The organism is Candidatus Flexifilum breve (genome assembly GCF_016713355.1).
Map to the genome: position 1 here is coordinate 884,775 of NZ_JADJPI010000004.1, position 17,795 is coordinate 902,569.

Genomic DNA, 17,795 nt, shown 5'->3' on the forward strand with positions numbered 1-17,795 from the left:
TCCAGTGAACCATAGAGGAAACGCCATGAATTACGCCGAAATTTCACGACGGCTGATTGAACAAGGCAATCAAGCCTTCAACCAACGTCAAAAGCGTATTTCAGAGTTTACAAAAATTCCTGAAGTGGATGAGCGGCTCAATAACCTTGATGAGTATCCGCATTTGTTTGTCCTCGGCTGTGTGATGGATCAACAGGGTGATGCTACCCGTTTTTGGAAGATCCCCGTTCTTGTTGCTGATCTGATCGGGGGGATGGGATTTACGCACTTTGCCGCAACCAGCGACGAAAATACCGGCAGATTTTTGCGGAAGGAAAACTTCATCGCTTCAATTCAAGAATGGCGAAGTTCTTTGCGTCGGCAGTGAGACGAATTGAACATGAATATGAAGGGGATGCTTCTCGTATATGGAGCGGTTGTCCAAGCAGTGCAACAGTTGTTCGCCGTTTTCTAGAGTTCGACGGCATAGGTGTGAAGATTGCGCCAATGGCAGCGAATATTTTAGTGCGGGACTTTCAGATACCGATGCGCGATCTGCATTTCATTGATGTGTCGCCAGATCGTCATGTCCGTCGTACGATGTATCGCTTACATCTGATCTCCGATAGAGCAAACACTGATGACCTCATTTATGCTGCCCGTGAAATCTATCCGGAGTTCCCCGGCATTATCGATATAGCTTTGTTTCAGCATGGCAAGGACATCTGCAAAGCGGTTAAGCCTCTGTGTTCACAGTGTTCGTTTGCAGATGTGTGCCCAAAAGTCGGCGTAAGCCAGTCCAAATAGATTAGGTAGTCAAGGTGACCATGAGCGGGAACCCCTCGTACCTCGAAGATCGCGTGTCGCAGCTTCCCGCTGTGCGGTTGCTCATGGCGCTCGGTTGGCAGTACCTCCCCCCGCAGGAAGCGGTCAGCGCGCGCAATGGCAAGGTCGGCGGCGTGCTGCTCGATACCATCCTCACGGACTGGCTGTCCCGGCGCAGCTTTGCCCACAAAGGCAGTCGTTACTCCTTCAGCGCGGCCAACATCACGGCGGCGGTCAATGCGCTCAAGGATGTGCCGCTCAATCAAGGGCTGACGGCGGCGAGCATGGCGGTCTACGAACTGCTCACGTTGGGCAAAGGGGTGGAGCAGGTTATCGACGGGAGCCGTACCAGCTTCAATCTCGACTTCATCGACTGGCAGCATCCCGCCAACAACGTGTACCACGTCACCGACGAATTCACGGTCGAACGGCGCGGCAGCTATCAAACGCGCCGCCCCGATATTGTGCTGTTCGTCAACGGCATCCCACTCGCCGTCATCGAGTGTAAACGCCCCGACAAAGAGGCGAATCGCGGGGAATGGGGGGCGTATGAGGGTGTCAGCCAAATGCTGCGCAATCAGCGGCTGGAAGACGAAATCCCGCACCTGTTCGCCTATGCGCAGCTCCTCATGGCGGTCGATACCAATCACGCGCTGTATGCGACGCTGGCGACCCCCAAGAAGTTTTGGGCAGTGTGGAAAGAGGAAGGCGACATCGAACCGGAGGTCATGCGGCTGATCAACACGCGCCTGACCGCTGCGGAGAAAGATCGGCTGTACGGCTGGCACTCCGATGCCGCTCGTCTGCGCCGCGAGATGGACGCCAACGACGCTCAGCCGCGCTTACCCACCGGGCAGGATCGTGCTGTGTATGCGCTGCTTCGTCCCGCGCGCTTGCTGGATCTGGCCTATGGCTTCGTGCTGTACGACAACGGGCGTAAGAAGATCGCCCGCTATCAACAGTATTTCGCGGTCAAGGCCACGGTCGAGCGCGTCAAGGACATCGGCGCAGATGGCACGCGGGCGGGCGGCGTGATCTGGCACACGACCGGGAGCGGCAAATCGCTCACGATGGTCATGCTGGCGAAGGCGCTGGCGCTGCATCCGCAGGTGCAAAATCCGCGCGTCGTCCTCGTCACCGACCGCATCGACCTTGACGATCAAATCTGGAAGACGTTTCGCGCGTGTGGCAAAACGGTCGCGCAGGCGCGGTCGGGCAAGCACCTCACCGACCTCATCCGCGAACCGCGCCATGAGATCATCACCACGGTGATCGACAAGTTCGAGACGGTCGCCAACAGCGATTTACGCGATGCCAACCCCAACGTGTTCGTGCTGGTCGATGAGAGTCACCGCAGTCAGTACGGCAGAAGTCAGGCGAAAATGCGCGCCGTCTTCCAGAAGGGGTGTTACATCGGCTTCACCGGGACGCCGCTGCTCAAGGCGGAAAAGAGCACGGCGACCAAGTTCGGCGGGTTCATCCACAAATACACCATGCGGCAGGCGGTCGATGATGGGGCGGTCGCGCCGCTCTTGTACGAGGGGCGCTTGGTCGATATGGATGTCAGCCGCGATCAGCTCGATCAGTGGTTTGAACGGCGCACGCGCAAGCTCAATGCGGAGCAAATCGCCGACCTCAAGCGCAAGATGAGCCGCGCGGAAGAGGTCAACCGGGTGAAGGCGCGCCTGCAACTCATCGCCTACGACATCGCCGAGCACTATAAGGACAACTGGCGCGGGACGGGCTTCAAGGCGCAGTTGGCGACGAGCAGTAAAGAAGTCGCGATCCTCTATCGGCAGATGCTGCAAGACGAGGGCATTGACTGCGAGGTGGTCATTTCCTCGCCGGATACCCGTGAAGGCAATGACGATGTCGATGATGGTGAGCTGCCCCTCGTGCAAACCTTCTGGAAGCAGATGATGGGGCGCTACACCGATGAGGAACGTTACCTCAAAGGGGTGAAGGCATCCTTTGCCCGTGACGACGGGACCGAGATTCTGATCGTCGTGGATAAGCTGCTCGTCGGCTTCGATGAACCGCTCAACACCGTGCTCTACATCGACAAGCATTTGCAGGAGCACAACCTGCTGCAAGCCATCGCCCGCGTCAATCGGCTGTACGAAGGCAAAGAGTTCGGCTACATCGTGGATTATCGCGGGGTGTTGGGCGAACTCAACGAGGCGATGCAGACCTATAACGCGCTCGAAGGCTTCGACCTTGAGGACGTGCAGGGATCGTCATCCCGGCGGGGAGATCGCCAATGAGCTGCCCCAACTGCACGATCAACTGCTCAGTTTCTTCAACCCGGTCGGCAACCGCCGCGATCAGGAGGCACTCGAACGCTTCCTTGAACCTGAGGATCGGCGGCGCGAATTCTACGAACGGCTGACCAAGTTCATCAACCTGCTGCGCGTCGCTCAAAGCCGCGCCGAATTCGCCGAACCGGAATGGGATGCCCGTTTACAGGCGTATAAGGCGGATCTCAAATTCTTCCACAGTCTGCGCATGTCGGTCAAGCTCCGCTATGCCGAAAGCATCGACTACAGCGAGTACGAGGACAAAATCCGCAAGCTGCTGGACGATCACATTCAGGCCAAAGAGGTCGCGGTGATTGTGCCAGAGGTCAACATCTTCGATGAACGCCAATTCGAGTCGGCGGTCGCGGAGTTCACCGGGGGCAGCACCGAAGCCCTTGCGGACAGCATCGCCTACCGCCTGAAGAAGACGGCGACGGAGAAGCTGGAAGAAGACCCGGCGTTTTACCGTAAGTTCTCGCAGATGATCGAAGACACGATTGAGGAATATCGGCAGGGACGCCTGAGCGAAATCGAGTACCTGAACCGCATGGAGGGCGCGCTCGATCAGATCCGCACCGGGCGCGACAGCTCACTCCCGCCGCAGCTCGACGGACGTAAAGACGCCCCGGCGTACTATGGACTGCTGGTCGAGACGTTCACGCACACCGCCGCCGATGCGCTATCGGCTGATGTGCTCTCGCAGGTCGCCGATCTCGCCATCACGTTTGAGGAGTCCATCCGTCGCCTGCAAATCCGCGACTGGATGTATAACCCAATCGTGCGCAATCAAATGTGCGACAAGCTGGAAGATGCCCTCTATGATGCACGGGATGCGCTCGGCGTTCCGCTCACAGGCGGCGATATGGACACGATTGTCGATAACGTGCTGGCAACTGCGCAGCGCCGCTATGAACTGAGCCTATGAACCGTCTCGGCGGCACGCATCACTATCAGTACGGCACAACCGACATCGAGTATGAGCTGGTCTACACTAATCGCACGACGCTGAAATTGGAGGTCTACCCTGATCTCAGCGTCGTCGTGTATGCGCCCCTTGATACCCCATTGGAGGCGATTGAAGGTGGTGTTGCCAAGCGCGCGCCGTGGATCGCCAAACAGCAGCGCAAGTTCCGCGAAGCACCGATTGAATCCCCTTTGCCCCGGCGCTATGTCAGCGGTGAAGCCTACCGTTTTCTCGGTCATCAGTACCGCCTCAAGGTGCTCGAAGATCGGGTTGAACGTGTTCTGTTGGACGGCAGCTACATCGCCGTGTATACGCCCAAAACGGGGGATAAACGGCGCGTAGCTGCATTATTGGATAGTTGGTACAGACGACAGGCAGAACGCGTGTTTTCGGAGCGTTTAGACGCTTGTTTTGCCCGTGTCGAATCGCTCGGCATCCCCCGTCCGGAGATCGTCGTCAAGGACATGAAAACACGTTGGGGAAGCTGCACACCAGCGGGACGGCTAAGCCTCAACCCCAAGCTGGTCAACCTGCCTCTTGAGCTAATCGACTATGTGCTCCTGCATGAGCTGTGTCACCTCAAAGAGATGAACCACAGTCCCGCATTCTTCAAACTGCTAGAGCGCATTCTCCCCGATTGGCAGCAGCGGCGAAACCGGCTTAATCGAGCGGAGACTAGCTAGCCCTGAATGCTTGCACCTCAAACGACACCGTGTCGTTTAGGCTTTTCGCAAAAAGGCGACGGCCTTTGTGAAATGGCTATCAGGATCAAAGTATAATTAAGTACGTTTTTTCCTCAGTTGCCAGCTTGGGAGTTATTCTTGTGAGTCCGAGTTTCTTCATCAGTTACAGACGCGACGATAACAAAGATTTCACCTATCGGATTGGCGATAAGTTCAAATCACGTTATGGGGAGCAAAATGTGTTTATTGACTTCAATATGGAGGCTGGAATTGATTTTCACCAAGAATTGACTAAGAGAGTCAAAGAAGGGGATGTCCTAATTGTTGTTATTGGCGTGAGATGGTTGGAGCTGCTCAAAGAAAAAGCCTTCAAACAGGATTGGGTACGCACCGAAATTGAATTGGCGCTGGAGAATAATCGTATTGTTGTTCCGATCTGCCTTGAGGATGCACAACTACCACTAAGTGACGACTTGCCAGATAGTTTGAAACCATTGTTGCGATTAAACGCCAAGAGGCTTCGGTCAGATGACACTTTTGGTGCGCAAATTGAGTCTATTTTCAAAGATATAGATGTAGCTGTTAAACGTGCAAAGAAAGATGAGAATCCACCTCTTCGAGACAACTTGAGTAAATTCCTTGATGTTTTTGACCTAGCAGACACTGATCAAAAGCTTGAAGAGCGTTACGCCCAAGCAAGAAAGAAACTTATCGATGCTATTTTTGAAGGAAAACGAATAGAACCATAGGCTCAGAAGTACTAAGGTTGCTATTTGTTGACTACTTTTTGAGACCGATCAACATAGTGTTTGTGTTTAAAAACCATAAGTCGAATGGACTTTTACAGGCCGGAGCTTATGCAAAGGACATCCAAGCGGCTGCGGTTACTCTTGTGAGGCATGGGACAAGAGAATTTCACTGTGAAGATACGCCCCCGAGGTCTAGCAATTGGGGAATTAATCGGGTTTGAGACTTTAACACCGGACGATAACCCGGTGTATGAAACTATTGCGAATGGGGCAATCGCACTTGAACTTTTTCAGGGTGACATCAAAATGCTTATTAAGGTTGCCAGTAGCGCGACGACGTATGAAAAAATGCTCAGGCAATCTGTATTCTACTTAACAGAGCAAAACCTAGAGTTAAAAACTAGTATGGGTGAACTTAAGTCGACAGCTAATGTACTGACAGGCAGAGCATTCATCAAGGAGCGTTTAGGATCTATTTCATCAACGGGTTCTTGAAAATCTTGAGATCGTAAGAAGGCTCCTGCACAAATCCGAATTGCTTCGAGATTTTCTAAGAGCCTCAACAGATCATTGATTTGAACTTACCCCATTCAAAATTACGTAAGGGTTGATAGTTTACTGGAATTGGCGGTGGTCTGGTCAAGTGATATGCTGCTCCGCCAAGTGACTTACGTCCCTTGTAGGTGTCTGTAGTCCATTCAGAATGCTTGCTTTCGCAGTACTTGTATCTAACTCTTGCCACCGTTGACACTTTTGTGTTTTGACATCTCGAATTGCGGGATTGAACTGAATTCATGACCTGAGATGTCGAGAATACCGCGACCACCCTTTTCTGAGCTGAATAACCCAATGGACGATAGAGCATGATTTCGCTTGAATTCGTCGCTTAACATGGTGATACAGTAAACGACCGACAGGTGAACCTGTCTACATTTCCATCCGGATGTTGCACATCTTATAAATAGGAAGTCACCTAGAAGTGACATTTCTGGTAGTTTGGGGACTAGTTGCTTCCAATCGTTCGAAGTGACCTTAACCGCTGTGTGTCTCTTGGCTCGTCGCTTAGCCAGATTCCTTAGGTAGTCGGATTTCCACCAATTTTGTGAGAAAGACACGCGATTGTAGCCAGAGGGCAGATCGATGTGTCCGCTTAAGGCTGCATCATTTAACTGGCGAAGGTTTCTGCACATATATTGCGCTAAGTACTTCGGACTATAAACTTTACTGATCCATACCCGTAATCCATATTTCTCTGCAATTTTCTGGAAGGTTTCCGACTGGTAGCGATGAGGATGCGATTTCGATGGCATAGGTTCTCCATCAGGGATCAAGCTGAATATCGCGTGAGTATGGAGTTGGTGTGGAGTCGTTGCGTCATCAGACTTAGTACCAGAGATGCGCATAAAATACAACTCTCTCTTTTCGGTTCTGGCAAACTTGCGCATCTCTTTGAGTGCTTTGTTCAGCAACTCGTGCGTGGCGCTTATTTCCTGCATTGTCTCAGTTGGTTGACTGACATTCTTCAGATGCAGGGTGACGAAATAGAGTTCATGTCCTTCATTCAGTAACTCTGTCAGTCCCATCTCTATTCGACGTTCTACCCGGTACGACCATAGGTCGCGGCAACGTCGTTTCTTGCAATTCCATCGACCACACGGACGATTGTTTTTGCCCTTACGGGAATAGCACGAACGGTAGTTCCGTACAGTATAAAAACGTCCGTGTGGACCAAGATCATGATTGGCTGTGCTGTTAGTTGAATTTCCAGACATAAAAACATCCTGTGACATCACGTATCAAGCAAAAGCTGTGGCTGTTACACAGCTGAAGTGCTTGAACGCGACGCCATCAGGATGAATTCATCCGTCACGAAATGGTTGAAAATCCATTTAGTGATTTAGTGAGCGTGGGGTTCTCTATACTTCTAATACGGAAAGTGTACCATGCATTTTAAGTTGCGGTATTGATCAGTTTCTGAATTCTCCCAATTGGGTAGTTGTGCGTTTCAGTGAACGATGATAATCTTTATATAGAAGCACATTTAGCTACTTCTCTATGAACGAACGTCTCGGATCGCCTCCTCAATGGAATCCATCCGAGATGAAAAAGTTTGGCGCGTCAACCAGTTTGATCCCGAGCTCGTTCAAAATCCCCAAGGAGGGGTATTTTGGCGACTCTGGTTGACAACGTAGATCACGTTTGTCCTACTCAATCTACCTCGCAAACTCAAGATGAGTCTCGGTTGCGTCACGCAGCTACATTGCTGATCGAATGGATGTTCACGCAACAGTACGGTGATTTAGCGAGCCTCGTCGACAAACCGCTGGAAGAGTCAGTTAGTTGAGGCACTCGCCCACATTGAGCCATTTCTCAATCTTCCAAACAGATGGACAACAAACCATCACCATCATTTCGCAATGTTTTGATATTCGCCGGACAGCAGGTAGATTGGAGGGTACAGTAGCTTGACAATGTAGGACACAGGTACTACGATGAGTGAAGAACTAGGCGATCTGGTGCCCGTGCCAGAAGCGGCACGGCGAGCAGGCGTTGCAAGAAACACGTTGCATCTTGCTGCCAAAAACGGAACGATAAAGGCAGTGAAAATTGGGCGAGACTGGTTTGTATATGCCAGCGATCTCGAAAGATGGAAAAACGAGAACTATCGACCGGATATGGCGCATAGATATCCGGTCAAGAACAAAAACGATACTGAGTAATCAGATGGAGATGAATCAAGAATGGCTAATCCCGATTTCTTCAAAGCTGTCTTCGATCAACTTGCGACAGGGGAGTCATTGGTGATCCAAACGGTATACTCGCCTTTGCCTATCTTCGAGTCTCAAGCCATGATCAGGCTGACGAGGGGCGAAGTGGTCTGCCACGCCAAATTCAACACATTCATGAGATTGCAAAAGCGAAAGGCTTCTACATTCCTTGGGACATGATATTTGCCGATGATGCTTCAGGATTTGAGTTTGAAGATCGTCCGCAACTCACATTGCTTCGTAATGAGATCAAGTCTAAACAATCAAGACGTGCTGATGTTGTGATAATCGAACATCTAGACAGATTGTCACGCAATGCTGAATGGCATCAGGGGTATTTACGACATGAGTTGGAGACCAAGCATGGCATTGAGCTCATATACTGGAAAGATCCAGGCCCCCTTACCCAACGGGCAGTAATGGGAGCAGTAGCCCAAGAGGGAATGGAACGGGCAAAGCAAGTCATGATCGAAGGAAAGATACTCAAAGCGAAAAGCGGTCGAGTCACGGCAACAAGCGCTGCATATGGATACAAATTGGTGGATGACAGCGGAAAAGAAGGTGAACGCGCAAAACGCTTCACCTACTACGCCATCAATGATGAAGAGGCCGAAATCGTCCGCCAAATCTTTCAACGTTATCTGTTAGGCGATTCAATGCGCCAAATTGCATTTGATCTTGAGCAAACTGGTATCAAGCCACCTAAGAAGTACAAACATTGGGAGGCAGCTCAGATCCGAGTGACGCTCATAAACGAAGTCTACAAGGGGAATTTTTACTCACACCGATGGGAACACAAAACGATTGAAAAACTGTCGAGAGACGGAATTTCAACTCGGAAAGTGAAGTGCAAAGTGGAACGCCCACGTGAAGAATGGATACACGTACCTGTTCCTGCAATCGTCTCACCTGAGGATTGGGATGCTGCAAATCGAATGCTGGCACAGAACAAAAAGACTGCACGCCGAAACGCCAAAGTCCCTTATCTCTTGACCGGACTCGTAAAATGCGCTTACTGCGGTTGGTCCTTCACTGGTTCAACGCATCGAAAAAAGAATGGAAAAGATCGCCACTATCCGTATCGCGGCTACAGATGCCCGTTCTACAGCACGCGCCCGAAATATCTACGTAAATCAGAGGAGTGTCAGAATAGCCAAATACGTTGCGATATATTGGACGATGCGGTTTGGCATATTGTGTGCGAGGCACTGCTAAACCCTCAGGTATTAATTGATGCACTCGAGTCGGACGCAACAAGCGAACGAAATAAAGGGCTCCAAGCCCAAATCGCATATCTACAGAAAGAACTCGACAAATTCCCTGAACGCGATAGGAAATTGGCTCGCGCATATGAGGCAGATGCGTTTGATGCACAAGAATATGCAGCTGAGCGAAAAAAGCTCAAGGAAGAAATGGCGAATCTGAATTTCCAGATTGCGAAACTTCGCGCGCAGGTTCAGAGCCCTGAGCAAGTTGAAGAACGGAAGCGTTCGATTCTCAACATGTCGAGTGCGCTTCAGCAGGCAAACATCAAACTCGATCCACCCTTTGAGCTCAAGCAACGAATCCTACGGCTCGTCATAGATAAAATTGTGCTGGATGTCAAAAATGGTCGGCTCGAACTGGACGGCGCAATAAATGGTGTTTTCACTATTGTGAATACCCACATGGGCAGGGGTTGTGCGCGACGACCAGCAAGAAATTCGCGGGGAACGTCAGGCTGCCTTTGGCGCGGCTGATGGTGACAATCTTGTCTTCGATGGGCTGGCGCAGAACTTCCAGCACATGCACCGACATCTCGGTAACTTCATCCAAGAAGAGGATGCCGCGGTGCGCGAGGGTGCATTCCCCGGGCTTGGGAATTGATCCGCCGCCGATGATGCCCGCTTGACTCGTCGTGTGGTGCGGCGCGCGGAATGGTCGATAACGTACCAGCGGCTCATCGCTTTGCAGCATATCCGCCACTGAGTAGATGCGCGTTACGTCGAGCGCTTCGGCGTAGCTCAAGGGCGGCATAATCCCCGGCATCGCCCGCGCGAGCAGCGTTTTGCCCGTCCCCGGCGACCCGATCAAGCGCACGTTGTGATTACCACCCGCGGCGATCTCCAGCGCTCTTTTCACAAAGTGCTGCCCCTTCACGTCGGCAAAGTCGACCAAGCCATCGGGGATCGCGGGTTCGGCTGTGTCCACAACTGCGAAATACACAGGAATGGGGTTCAGACCGTAAAGATGCTCGACCAGTTCAGCGAGCGAACGCACGGGGATGATTTCGATCCCGGCGACGAGGGCGGCTTCCGGCGCGTCATCCGCCGGGACATAAGCGCGCGCAAACCCGGCCTGCTGCGCCGTGTAGACCATCGGCATAATGCCTTTGACATGGCGCACGCTGCCATCGAGCGAGAGTTCGCCGAGAAACACCGCCCCGTCAATGGAGGTCAGCGGCACTTGATCGGTCGCCGCCAGCACACCGACCGCGCCCGCGAGATCGTAGGCTGGACCGCTCTTCGGCAAATCGGCGGGACTCAGGTTGATCACGTACGCCTTGTTGATAAAGTCGAAACCACTGTTGCGAATCGCCGACCGGACGCGTTCCCGGCTCTCTTTGACGGCATTATCCGGCAGGCCGACGATGGTAAAACTGGGGAGACCAGCACGCGGATTAAAATCGGTTTGTACTTCGACGATGCAGCCTTCCAAGCCGATGACCGCGCAGGCGTTGACAATTGCCAGCATGACTCCCCCAGAGCGAATCCTTAATTGCTAGTGCCAAGTATAGCGGTCAGCGGATTTTCAGCAATCAGTGCGCTTGTCGGAACAAAGTCGCACTCCAGCCTCGGGTTTTCGGCGGGTTTTCGACGGAGATCACGCGCATAGGCCAACATGATCACTATACTGAATCGTATCAACCAATAGCTGCTAGCGTTTGAGCAGAAGTTACTATCGGTGCCGGCCACAAGCAACCATTTTGGGATGCACACGCACGAGTCCCCAAGCTAGTTTGGGTGCTGTCAAGGAGGTCATCGGGCTGCTCGTGGCCAAAGCGACCGCAAGTCGCGGGGCATCGACGGGGATGCCCCGGATCAAGCGTGTTAGGTCTGATTCGCAGTGACGATTACGACGCGATACAGGATCGTTCCCGGTTCGGTGGCGGTTTCGGGATCACGTTCGGCGATGTCGAACACCGACCCCATGCCTTCCAGCACCTGTCCAAAGATCGTGTAGCCGCCCGTCAAGCGGCCAACGGGCGCCAGCGTGATGAAGAACTGACTGCCGTTGGTATCTGGTCCGGCATTCGCCATACCCACCACGCCGATGCCATTGAAGGTCAACTCGTTATCCGTTTCGTTGACGAATTCATAACCGGGGCCGCCTAAGCCCGTCCCCAACGGATCGCCACCCTGTACGACGAAGTCCGGGATCACTCGGTGAAAGGTTGTGTTATCAAAGAAATGGTTGAGCGCGAGATACACAAAGCTGTTGACGGTGATCGGCGCTTCCGTTTCATACAGGTCGACGTGGAAGTTGCCCGCCGCCGTGCAGAAGATCGCGCCGTAGTCGACGCCGGGCTGCAAGACTTCTTCCGGCGCGAAGTACTGCAAGCGTGTCGGTTCGGGCGTGTCGGCGGCCTCCGCGCACACATCGACCGGGAGTTCGGCGCTCAGCGCGGCGGCCTCAGCCATCACGGGCAGATCAACCGCCGCCGTTTCGACCGTGAGGGTATAGTCGCCCGCACCGCCATCGCCTGCCGTCGCGACTTCGATCACGAGCGTCGTACCGCCGGGCACGACCAGCGCCTCGAAGCCTGCCGACGTATCCTCCGCGCTGATGTCGCTGCTCTGCACCTGCGGCGCGTCCCCTGCGTCGGCGTACAGGCGCAGATAGGCATCCGCGTCGGCGCTTTCGAGCAGCACGCGCAGCGCGGTCGTCTCGGTCAGCGTGAGCGTATAACGCTGACGTTCATTCGGTGTGAACACGCCCTCGACGACCTCGTCGAGGCTGATTTCGCCGAAGTCCACCACCGCGGCGGGCGGTACCACGCGCAGCGTGTACGGACCAGCCCCCGTATCGCCATACGTGCCCACTTCGATGATGAGCGAATCGCCCGCCTCCACCGCCAGATCCGTCACCGCGGAGAACAACGTGCAATCGCCGCGATCATCGTTTTCCGCCAGCGGAACATCGTCGCCGTTGCGGTACACCCGCAGATACGTGTCGGTATCCGCCGTACCATCCAGAAACACGTTGACCAAGCCGTCTTCAGCTATGTCGAGCGTGTACTGGTCACGTACCCCGGCTTCAAACTCGCCCTGCGCGCTCGCTTCCACCGTGATCGCGCCCATATCGTTCGGCACATAATCCTGAGCGAACGTTACCGCCGCGCCCAACAGCAAGAGGATCAGCCCCAAGCCAATTCGCCGCATCACCTGACCTCATTTCTGATAGAAAATGTCAAACGACATTCTAACCCGTTTCGCACCAATTTGCGCCGATTCCATTCCTTCATAGAATGAAACTACTTTAGCGAGAAGATAGCGGAGCCGTATGATGCAACATTTGCGCTGGCGCCTTGCTGCGCTTTCGACCACCCTCATCCTGATCATGCTGGCCGTCCTGATCCAGCGTCCGAGTCTGCTGAGCGCATCTGACGATGGGCAGATCATCCAGACACTGCCCCTGATCGTTGAGCTGCTCGTGCCCACTGCGACCCGCACGCCGACCCCCGTTAACCTAGGTAACTTCGTGTGGGATGACCTTGATCAGGATGGGCGGCAGGATGCGGGCGAACCCGGCATGAGCGGCATCACCGTCCAGTTGTGGAATCCGGCGAAGACGCAGCTCATCGGTCAAACCACGACCGGAGCCAACGGGCAATATACCTTGATCGCGCCGCTGCCCGGTTCGTACCGCATTCGGGTGGTCCTGCCCAGCGTGCTCGACAACTTCTCACCCAAAGATCAAGCGGGCGGGAGTGACACGGCTGACAGCGATGTGAACCCGAGCGGGAGCAATATCGGGTTCACCGACATCATCAACATCGCCAGCAACGTCATCTCAATCTCTAATCTCGACGCTGGGATCGCCCGCTTCCGTACCCCGACCCCCACCCGCACCCCGACGCCGATTAATCTCGGCAATTACGTGTGGGACGATCTCGATCAGGACGGGCGGCAGGACGCCGGTGAACCGGGATACGCGGGCATCACCGTGCAGTTGTGGAACAGCGCCAAGACCCTCATGATCGCCAGCACAGTCACCAGCCCAACGGGGAACTATACGCTGATTGCCCCAACCCCCGGCAACTACCGGATCCGCGTGGTGCTGCCCAGCGTTCTGGATCAGTTCGCGCCCAAGAATCAAGCGGGCGGTGATGATACCGCCGACAGCGATGTGAATGCGTCGGGCAATGACCTCGGTTTCACCGATACGATCAGCCTTGCCAGCAACGTCATCTCGATCTCGAACATCGACATCGGCATCGTGCGCTTTCGCACCCCTACCCCCACGCGCACGCCCACGCCGATTAACATCGGCAACTTCGTGTGGGATGATCTCGATCAGGATGGACGGCAGGATGCCGGCGAACCGGGCATAGCGGGCATCACGGTGCAGTTATGGAACAGCGCCAAAACCCTCATGATTTCCAGCACCGTGACCAACGCCACTGGCGCGTACACGGTCGTCGCGCCACTGCCGGGCAGTTATCGCATCCGTGTGGTGCTCCCGGCCATGCTCGATCAGTTCGCGCCAAAAGATCAGGCGGGCGGCAATGACACACAGGACAGCGATGTGAACCCGAGCGGAAACAACCTCGGTTTCACCGACATCATCAATATCGCCAGCAACGTCATCTCGATCTCGAACATCGACATTGGCATCGCGCGCTACCGCACGCCAACGCCCACCCGCACCCCCACGCCGATCAACATCGGGAACTTCGTGTGGCGCGACACCGATGGCGATGGACGGCAGGACACCAACGAAGTCGGTATCAGCGGTGTGACCGTGCAGTTGTGGAACAGCGCCAAGACTCTCATGATCGCCAGCACGGTGACCAACGCCAACGGCGCATACACAGTCGTTGCGCCGCTGCCGGGCAGTTACCGCATCCGCGTGATCCTGCCAGCCACCAGTGCCTCGTTCGCGCCCAAAGATCAAGCGGGCGGCAGTGACACCCAGGACAGCGACATCAACCCAACGGGAAACAATGCCGGTTTCACCGACATCATCAACATTGCCAGCAATGTCATCTCGATTTCTAACGTTGATGCGGGCATTCGCCAGAACAACATCATTGTCCCCATCAGTACGATTGGCATCCTGCCACAGCCATCGGCGACACCGGGCAACCAACTTCCGCCACCTCAGATCAACCCTTGCGGCGGTTTCCGGCTTACCTCGCCGCTGGACGGTCTGCCGAATGGAGTCGCAACCTTCTACTGGGATCCGTCCATCAGCGCGGGTGTGACCTACGAAATTCGCATCCTCAACGAGGCGCGCAGTCTACTGGCGATTGTCCCGGCAGGGACGAATACCAACGTGGTGATCGACGTGAGTCAGGGCACCATTGGCGGCGGTTTCACGCTGATCGTTCAGGCGAATGTGCTGCTGAATGGTGCCATCATCTGCACGGACGAACACGCCATTCTGCGCGCTGCGCTCGCCGCGCCGCCCATGCCGACGCCAACACTTCGCCGCCGCGGGAACTAGGCCGCAAACCGAATGTCAGCTACAGGACGAGGCATGCCTCGTCCTGTTTTGGCGTCTTTTGGACACTGGCTTGAGTAGGTTCTCGAAATAAGTCCAATCAGAAATCGCCGTTGTAGGGGCAAGGCGCGCCTTGCCCCTGCACAACAACTTTCGGTAACCTGCTTTTAGGACGCGGATCAATCAAATAGCTTGTCGGTCAGAGTGCACAGGTGTGCGCTCTGACTGCTGAGCGGCACGCGCTACGGCGTACCAAAATACTCCACGCGGATCGGCGCGACCAGTTCAATCTGTTCTGGCGTGAGCAAGCCCCAGAAATCGTCCGGCGTAACGATGCGCCCGCTGCCCGCTTCGGCATAGCGCCGCAGCCAGTCGAAGAAATCCTCGGTGCCGAGGACTGCGCGCAGGTCCTCCAGCATGATTGCCCCGCGCAGGTACACCGCATTGATGTAGTCGCGGATGCTGGCGAACTGGTATACCGTCGCATCGACGTTGTTGCCGCTGAAGCGATCCCCCACATACTGATTCACGCGGAAATTCCACCACCAGTCGACCAGATCTGGCTCAAATTCCTCGTAGTAGACCAGTTCGCTGTACGTGGCGAGCGCTTCGTCGAGCCACGGCACGAGCGCCTGATCGTTGCCAACACGGGCGTACCACCACTGGTGCGACGTCTCATGCACGGTGATGAACGTCAGATACGACTCAGCGGTACCTGTATTGATCTCAAACCAGCGGTCGGAGACGAACACCACATCGCTGAACTCCATGCCGTCGGGGAAGTCGCCCTGAATGACGACAAAGCGGTCATAAGGGTACGCGCCAAAGAGATCCGAATACATCTCCATCGCCTGTGCCGCCGCAGTCAGCGCCTGCTGCGATCCATTCGCACTGCCGACGACGTTTTCGCCGAAGGCGTACAACTGCACCGTCACGCCGTTGGCGGTTTCCTGCTCGTAGACCTCATAGAACGGGCTGAGGCTCAGCGTGAAGTCGCGGGCGTTGGTGTGCACAATGCGCCAGACACCGTCGTCTTCGGCACGCAGCGTGCCGGGAGCCGCGACGACCATATTCGGCGGCGCATTCGTCACGGTCAGCGTGACATCCCAGTCAGCGATCTCGGAGACAGTTTGCTCGCCAATCGGAATCGCATCGTGCGTCACCCAATCGTCGATGCCATGGACGGCGACCATCGCCAGCCAATGCCCGAGGTTCATCTGGCGGATGCTGTAACCAAAATAGCCCGTAAAACCGCTCAACCCGCGCTGAATCTCCGGCACGCGCAGGCTGTAGTTGAGCGTAACGTCGAGGCCGCACTCCGGTTGAATGGGCGTGGCCAGATCGAGCGTTAGGCGGCGCCCGGTCAGCTCATAGCTGATCACCGTCTCGGTCGGCAGTACGCTGTTGAGTGTGAACGCGTTCGGCACGCGGTTCGGCTCAATGTCGAGCACCAGCGTGGTAAGCGGCTGATCGGTCCGATTGATGTAGAAAATCGCCTGTTCAACCTCAACTCGATGCAGTTCATAATCGACGGTGGCGCGCACCGTATGCTGCGCCGTTGGCAGCCCCGCGGTAGCTTCGCAACCCGGATTCAGGGGCGTGGTCGGCGCCGGGGTGATCGTATTGATCGGCTGAAGCTGCCGCTCCAGCGTTGGCACGAGCGTGCTCTGAATTACGCGGACGGTGGTCGCCGTCGGCGGAATTGCGTCAACTTCCGCCGAGCTGAGCGTGCACGCCGCCAACAGCATCATGAACACGGCATAAAGACGAAACATAAGTCCCCTTTTGGTGTAACTTTCCGTTGACCTACTGCGTAACAATACTACAATGTGGAGCGTGCGTAACAAAAACGCAGTTCTCGTGTTATCTTTAGCGAACACTCATCAAGTTTTAACTAGGGGGAAATTTGAACAAGGCAACTTTCGCTGAACAGGTACGCGGCCTCATCCAGCTTTCGCGCTGGACTGAGTATGTACCTTTCGTCATTCCGTTGACTGTTCTCGGCGGTTTGTTGGCGGCGCGCCCCCATGGCGTGAATCTCGACTGGCGTTTAGTCGCCGTCACGCTGGCGAATATTCTGGCTGTCGCCTATGCCTTTATGATCAATGACATCGAGGACGCGCCTGATGATGCGCGAGACCCCGCGCGCGCCGCCCGCAATCCCATTGCGACCGGTCGCATTGGCACACGCATGGGCTATAACGCCTGTCGCCTCGTCGCCGCGGTGACGCTCGTCCTGTATGCCTTCGGCGGCGGTTGGGCGTTCCTTATCGGTGTTGGAACGCTGCTGCTCTCGCACCTGTATTCATGGCGTCCTGTGCGCCTCAAGGCGTGGCCGGTCACCGATATCGTCTCGCACTCGCTCATGCTGAGCGGTTTACTGCTGCTGGCGGGCTATTTCGTCTACCACGACGCGCCCGGTCTCGTGTGGTTTGTCGCGGCGGCGGCGACGCTCGTCTCCGTCTACGGCCAGCTCTACAACCAACTGCGCGACTACGACATGGATAAGGCTGCGGGACTGTACAACACCGCGATCATCCTCGGCGAAAACAATACCCGTCGGGCCATGTATCTCGCCGTGCTGCTGGCGCTCATCTGCCTGATCGTCGCGATCACGCAGGGCGTGTTCCCGCTGTGGCTGGCGCTGGTGGGCGTGCTCAGCTTCCCGGTCAGCATGTTCTTCAAGTCGCAGACCGATATGCGTGGCGGGGCGCTGGTCGATGCGAGCGGCGGAGTCCAGTTACAGGCGCTCGTCGTCATGAATTTCGTCATCGCGGCGTGGGTCATTGAGTCGATTGTGGTGCAGTTCCGTCTGCTCGGGTGAT

General features: G+C 55.1%; 15 protein-coding genes. 11 read left to right on the forward strand and 4 right to left on the reverse strand.

The features are described from left to right. Positions 1-25: 25 nt before the first annotated feature. The 7 genes from IPK17_RS04740 to IPK17_RS04770 all read left to right on the forward strand — a co-directional run bounded on the left by IPK17_RS04740 (position 26) and on the right by IPK17_RS04770 (position 5,992). Positions 26-367, forward strand: a complete 342-nt coding sequence (locus IPK17_RS04740; RefSeq protein ID WP_343416509.1) for a hypothetical protein — start codon at positions 26-28, stop codon at positions 365-367. Next, complete coding sequence (locus tag IPK17_RS04745) at positions 340-786, forward strand: iron-sulfur binding domain-containing protein (protein ID WP_343416510.1); 447 nt, start codon at positions 340-342, stop codon at positions 784-786. The genes IPK17_RS04740 and IPK17_RS04745 overlap by 28 nt, the downstream gene beginning before the upstream one ends. A gap of 20 nt (positions 787-806) precedes the next feature. Then, complete coding sequence (locus IPK17_RS04750) at positions 807-3,068, forward strand: type I restriction endonuclease subunit R (protein WP_343416511.1); 2,262 nt, start codon at positions 807-809, stop codon at positions 3,066-3,068. Continuing rightward, positions 3,022-4,026 (forward strand): type I restriction enzyme endonuclease domain-containing protein, encoded by a 1,005-nt coding sequence (locus IPK17_RS04755; RefSeq protein ID WP_343416512.1) that lies wholly within the window; start codon positions 3,022-3,024, stop codon positions 4,024-4,026. The genes IPK17_RS04750 and IPK17_RS04755 overlap by 47 nt, the downstream gene beginning before the upstream one ends. Beyond that, positions 4,023-4,748: a M48 family metallopeptidase gene (locus IPK17_RS04760; protein WP_343416513.1), complete on the forward strand. Its 726-nt coding sequence runs from the start codon at positions 4,023-4,025 to the stop codon at positions 4,746-4,748. The genes IPK17_RS04755 and IPK17_RS04760 overlap by 4 nt, the downstream gene beginning before the upstream one ends. 140 nt (positions 4,749-4,888) lie before the next feature. Beyond that, a complete protein-coding gene (locus tag IPK17_RS04765; protein ID WP_343416514.1) occupies positions 4,889-5,497 on the forward strand; it encodes a toll/interleukin-1 receptor domain-containing protein in 609 nt (202 codons plus the stop codon). Positions 5,498-5,668: 171 nt separating this feature from the next. Next, positions 5,669-5,992, forward strand: coding sequence for a hypothetical protein (locus IPK17_RS04770; protein WP_343416515.1), 324 nt, complete (start codon positions 5,669-5,671; stop codon positions 5,990-5,992). Positions 5,993-6,225: 233 nt separating this feature from the next. On the opposite strand, the gene IPK17_RS04775 is transcribed toward IPK17_RS04770, so the two are convergent. Continuing rightward, positions 6,226-7,080 (reverse strand): hypothetical protein, encoded by an 855-nt coding sequence (locus IPK17_RS04775; protein WP_343416516.1) that lies wholly within the window; start codon positions 7,078-7,080, stop codon positions 6,226-6,228. Between the two features lie 909 nt (positions 7,081-7,989). Here IPK17_RS04775 and IPK17_RS04780 point away from each other — a divergent pair. Further along, entirely contained in the window at positions 7,990-8,217 is a 228-nt protein-coding gene (locus IPK17_RS04780; RefSeq protein WP_343416517.1) for a helix-turn-helix domain-containing protein, read from the forward strand. A 95-nt stretch (positions 8,218-8,312) separates the two neighbouring features. Then, positions 8,313-10,004 (forward strand): recombinase family protein, encoded by a 1,692-nt coding sequence (locus tag IPK17_RS04785; RefSeq protein ID WP_343416595.1) that lies wholly within the window; start codon positions 8,313-8,315, stop codon positions 10,002-10,004. On the opposite strand, the gene IPK17_RS04790 is transcribed toward IPK17_RS04785, so the two are convergent. Together IPK17_RS04790 and IPK17_RS04795 are read right to left on the reverse strand one after the other, a co-directional pair. Then, entirely contained in the window at positions 9,916-10,998 is a 1,083-nt protein-coding gene (locus IPK17_RS04790; protein WP_343416518.1) for a YifB family Mg chelatase-like AAA ATPase, read from the reverse strand. The two genes, IPK17_RS04785 and IPK17_RS04790, sit on opposite strands and share 89 nt — an antisense overlap. Before the next feature lie 356 nt (positions 10,999-11,354). Further along, positions 11,355-12,686, reverse strand: a complete 1,332-nt coding sequence (locus IPK17_RS04795; RefSeq protein WP_343416519.1) for a peptidylprolyl isomerase — start codon at positions 12,684-12,686, stop codon at positions 11,355-11,357. Positions 12,687-12,807: 121 nt separating this feature from the next. Between IPK17_RS04795 and IPK17_RS04800 the strand changes: the two genes are divergently transcribed. Then, positions 12,808-14,973 carry an SdrD B-like domain-containing protein gene (locus IPK17_RS04800; protein WP_343416520.1) on the forward strand — a complete coding sequence of 722 codons (2,166 nt, stop codon included), beginning with the start codon at positions 12,808-12,810 and terminating at the stop codon, positions 14,971-14,973. A 239-nt stretch (positions 14,974-15,212) separates the two neighbouring features. Here IPK17_RS04800 and IPK17_RS04805 read toward each other — a convergent pair whose 3' ends face one another. Beyond that, on the reverse strand, positions 15,213-16,745 hold the full coding sequence (locus IPK17_RS04805) for a M1 family metallopeptidase (protein ID WP_343416521.1): 1,533 nt from the start codon (positions 16,743-16,745) through the stop codon (positions 15,213-15,215). 131 nt (positions 16,746-16,876) lie between these two features. On the opposite strand from IPK17_RS04805, the gene IPK17_RS04810 reads away from it, so the two are divergent. Beyond that, entirely contained in the window at positions 16,877-17,794 is a 918-nt protein-coding gene (locus IPK17_RS04810; RefSeq protein WP_343416522.1) for a UbiA prenyltransferase family protein, read from the forward strand. Position 17,795 lies beyond the last annotated feature (1 nt).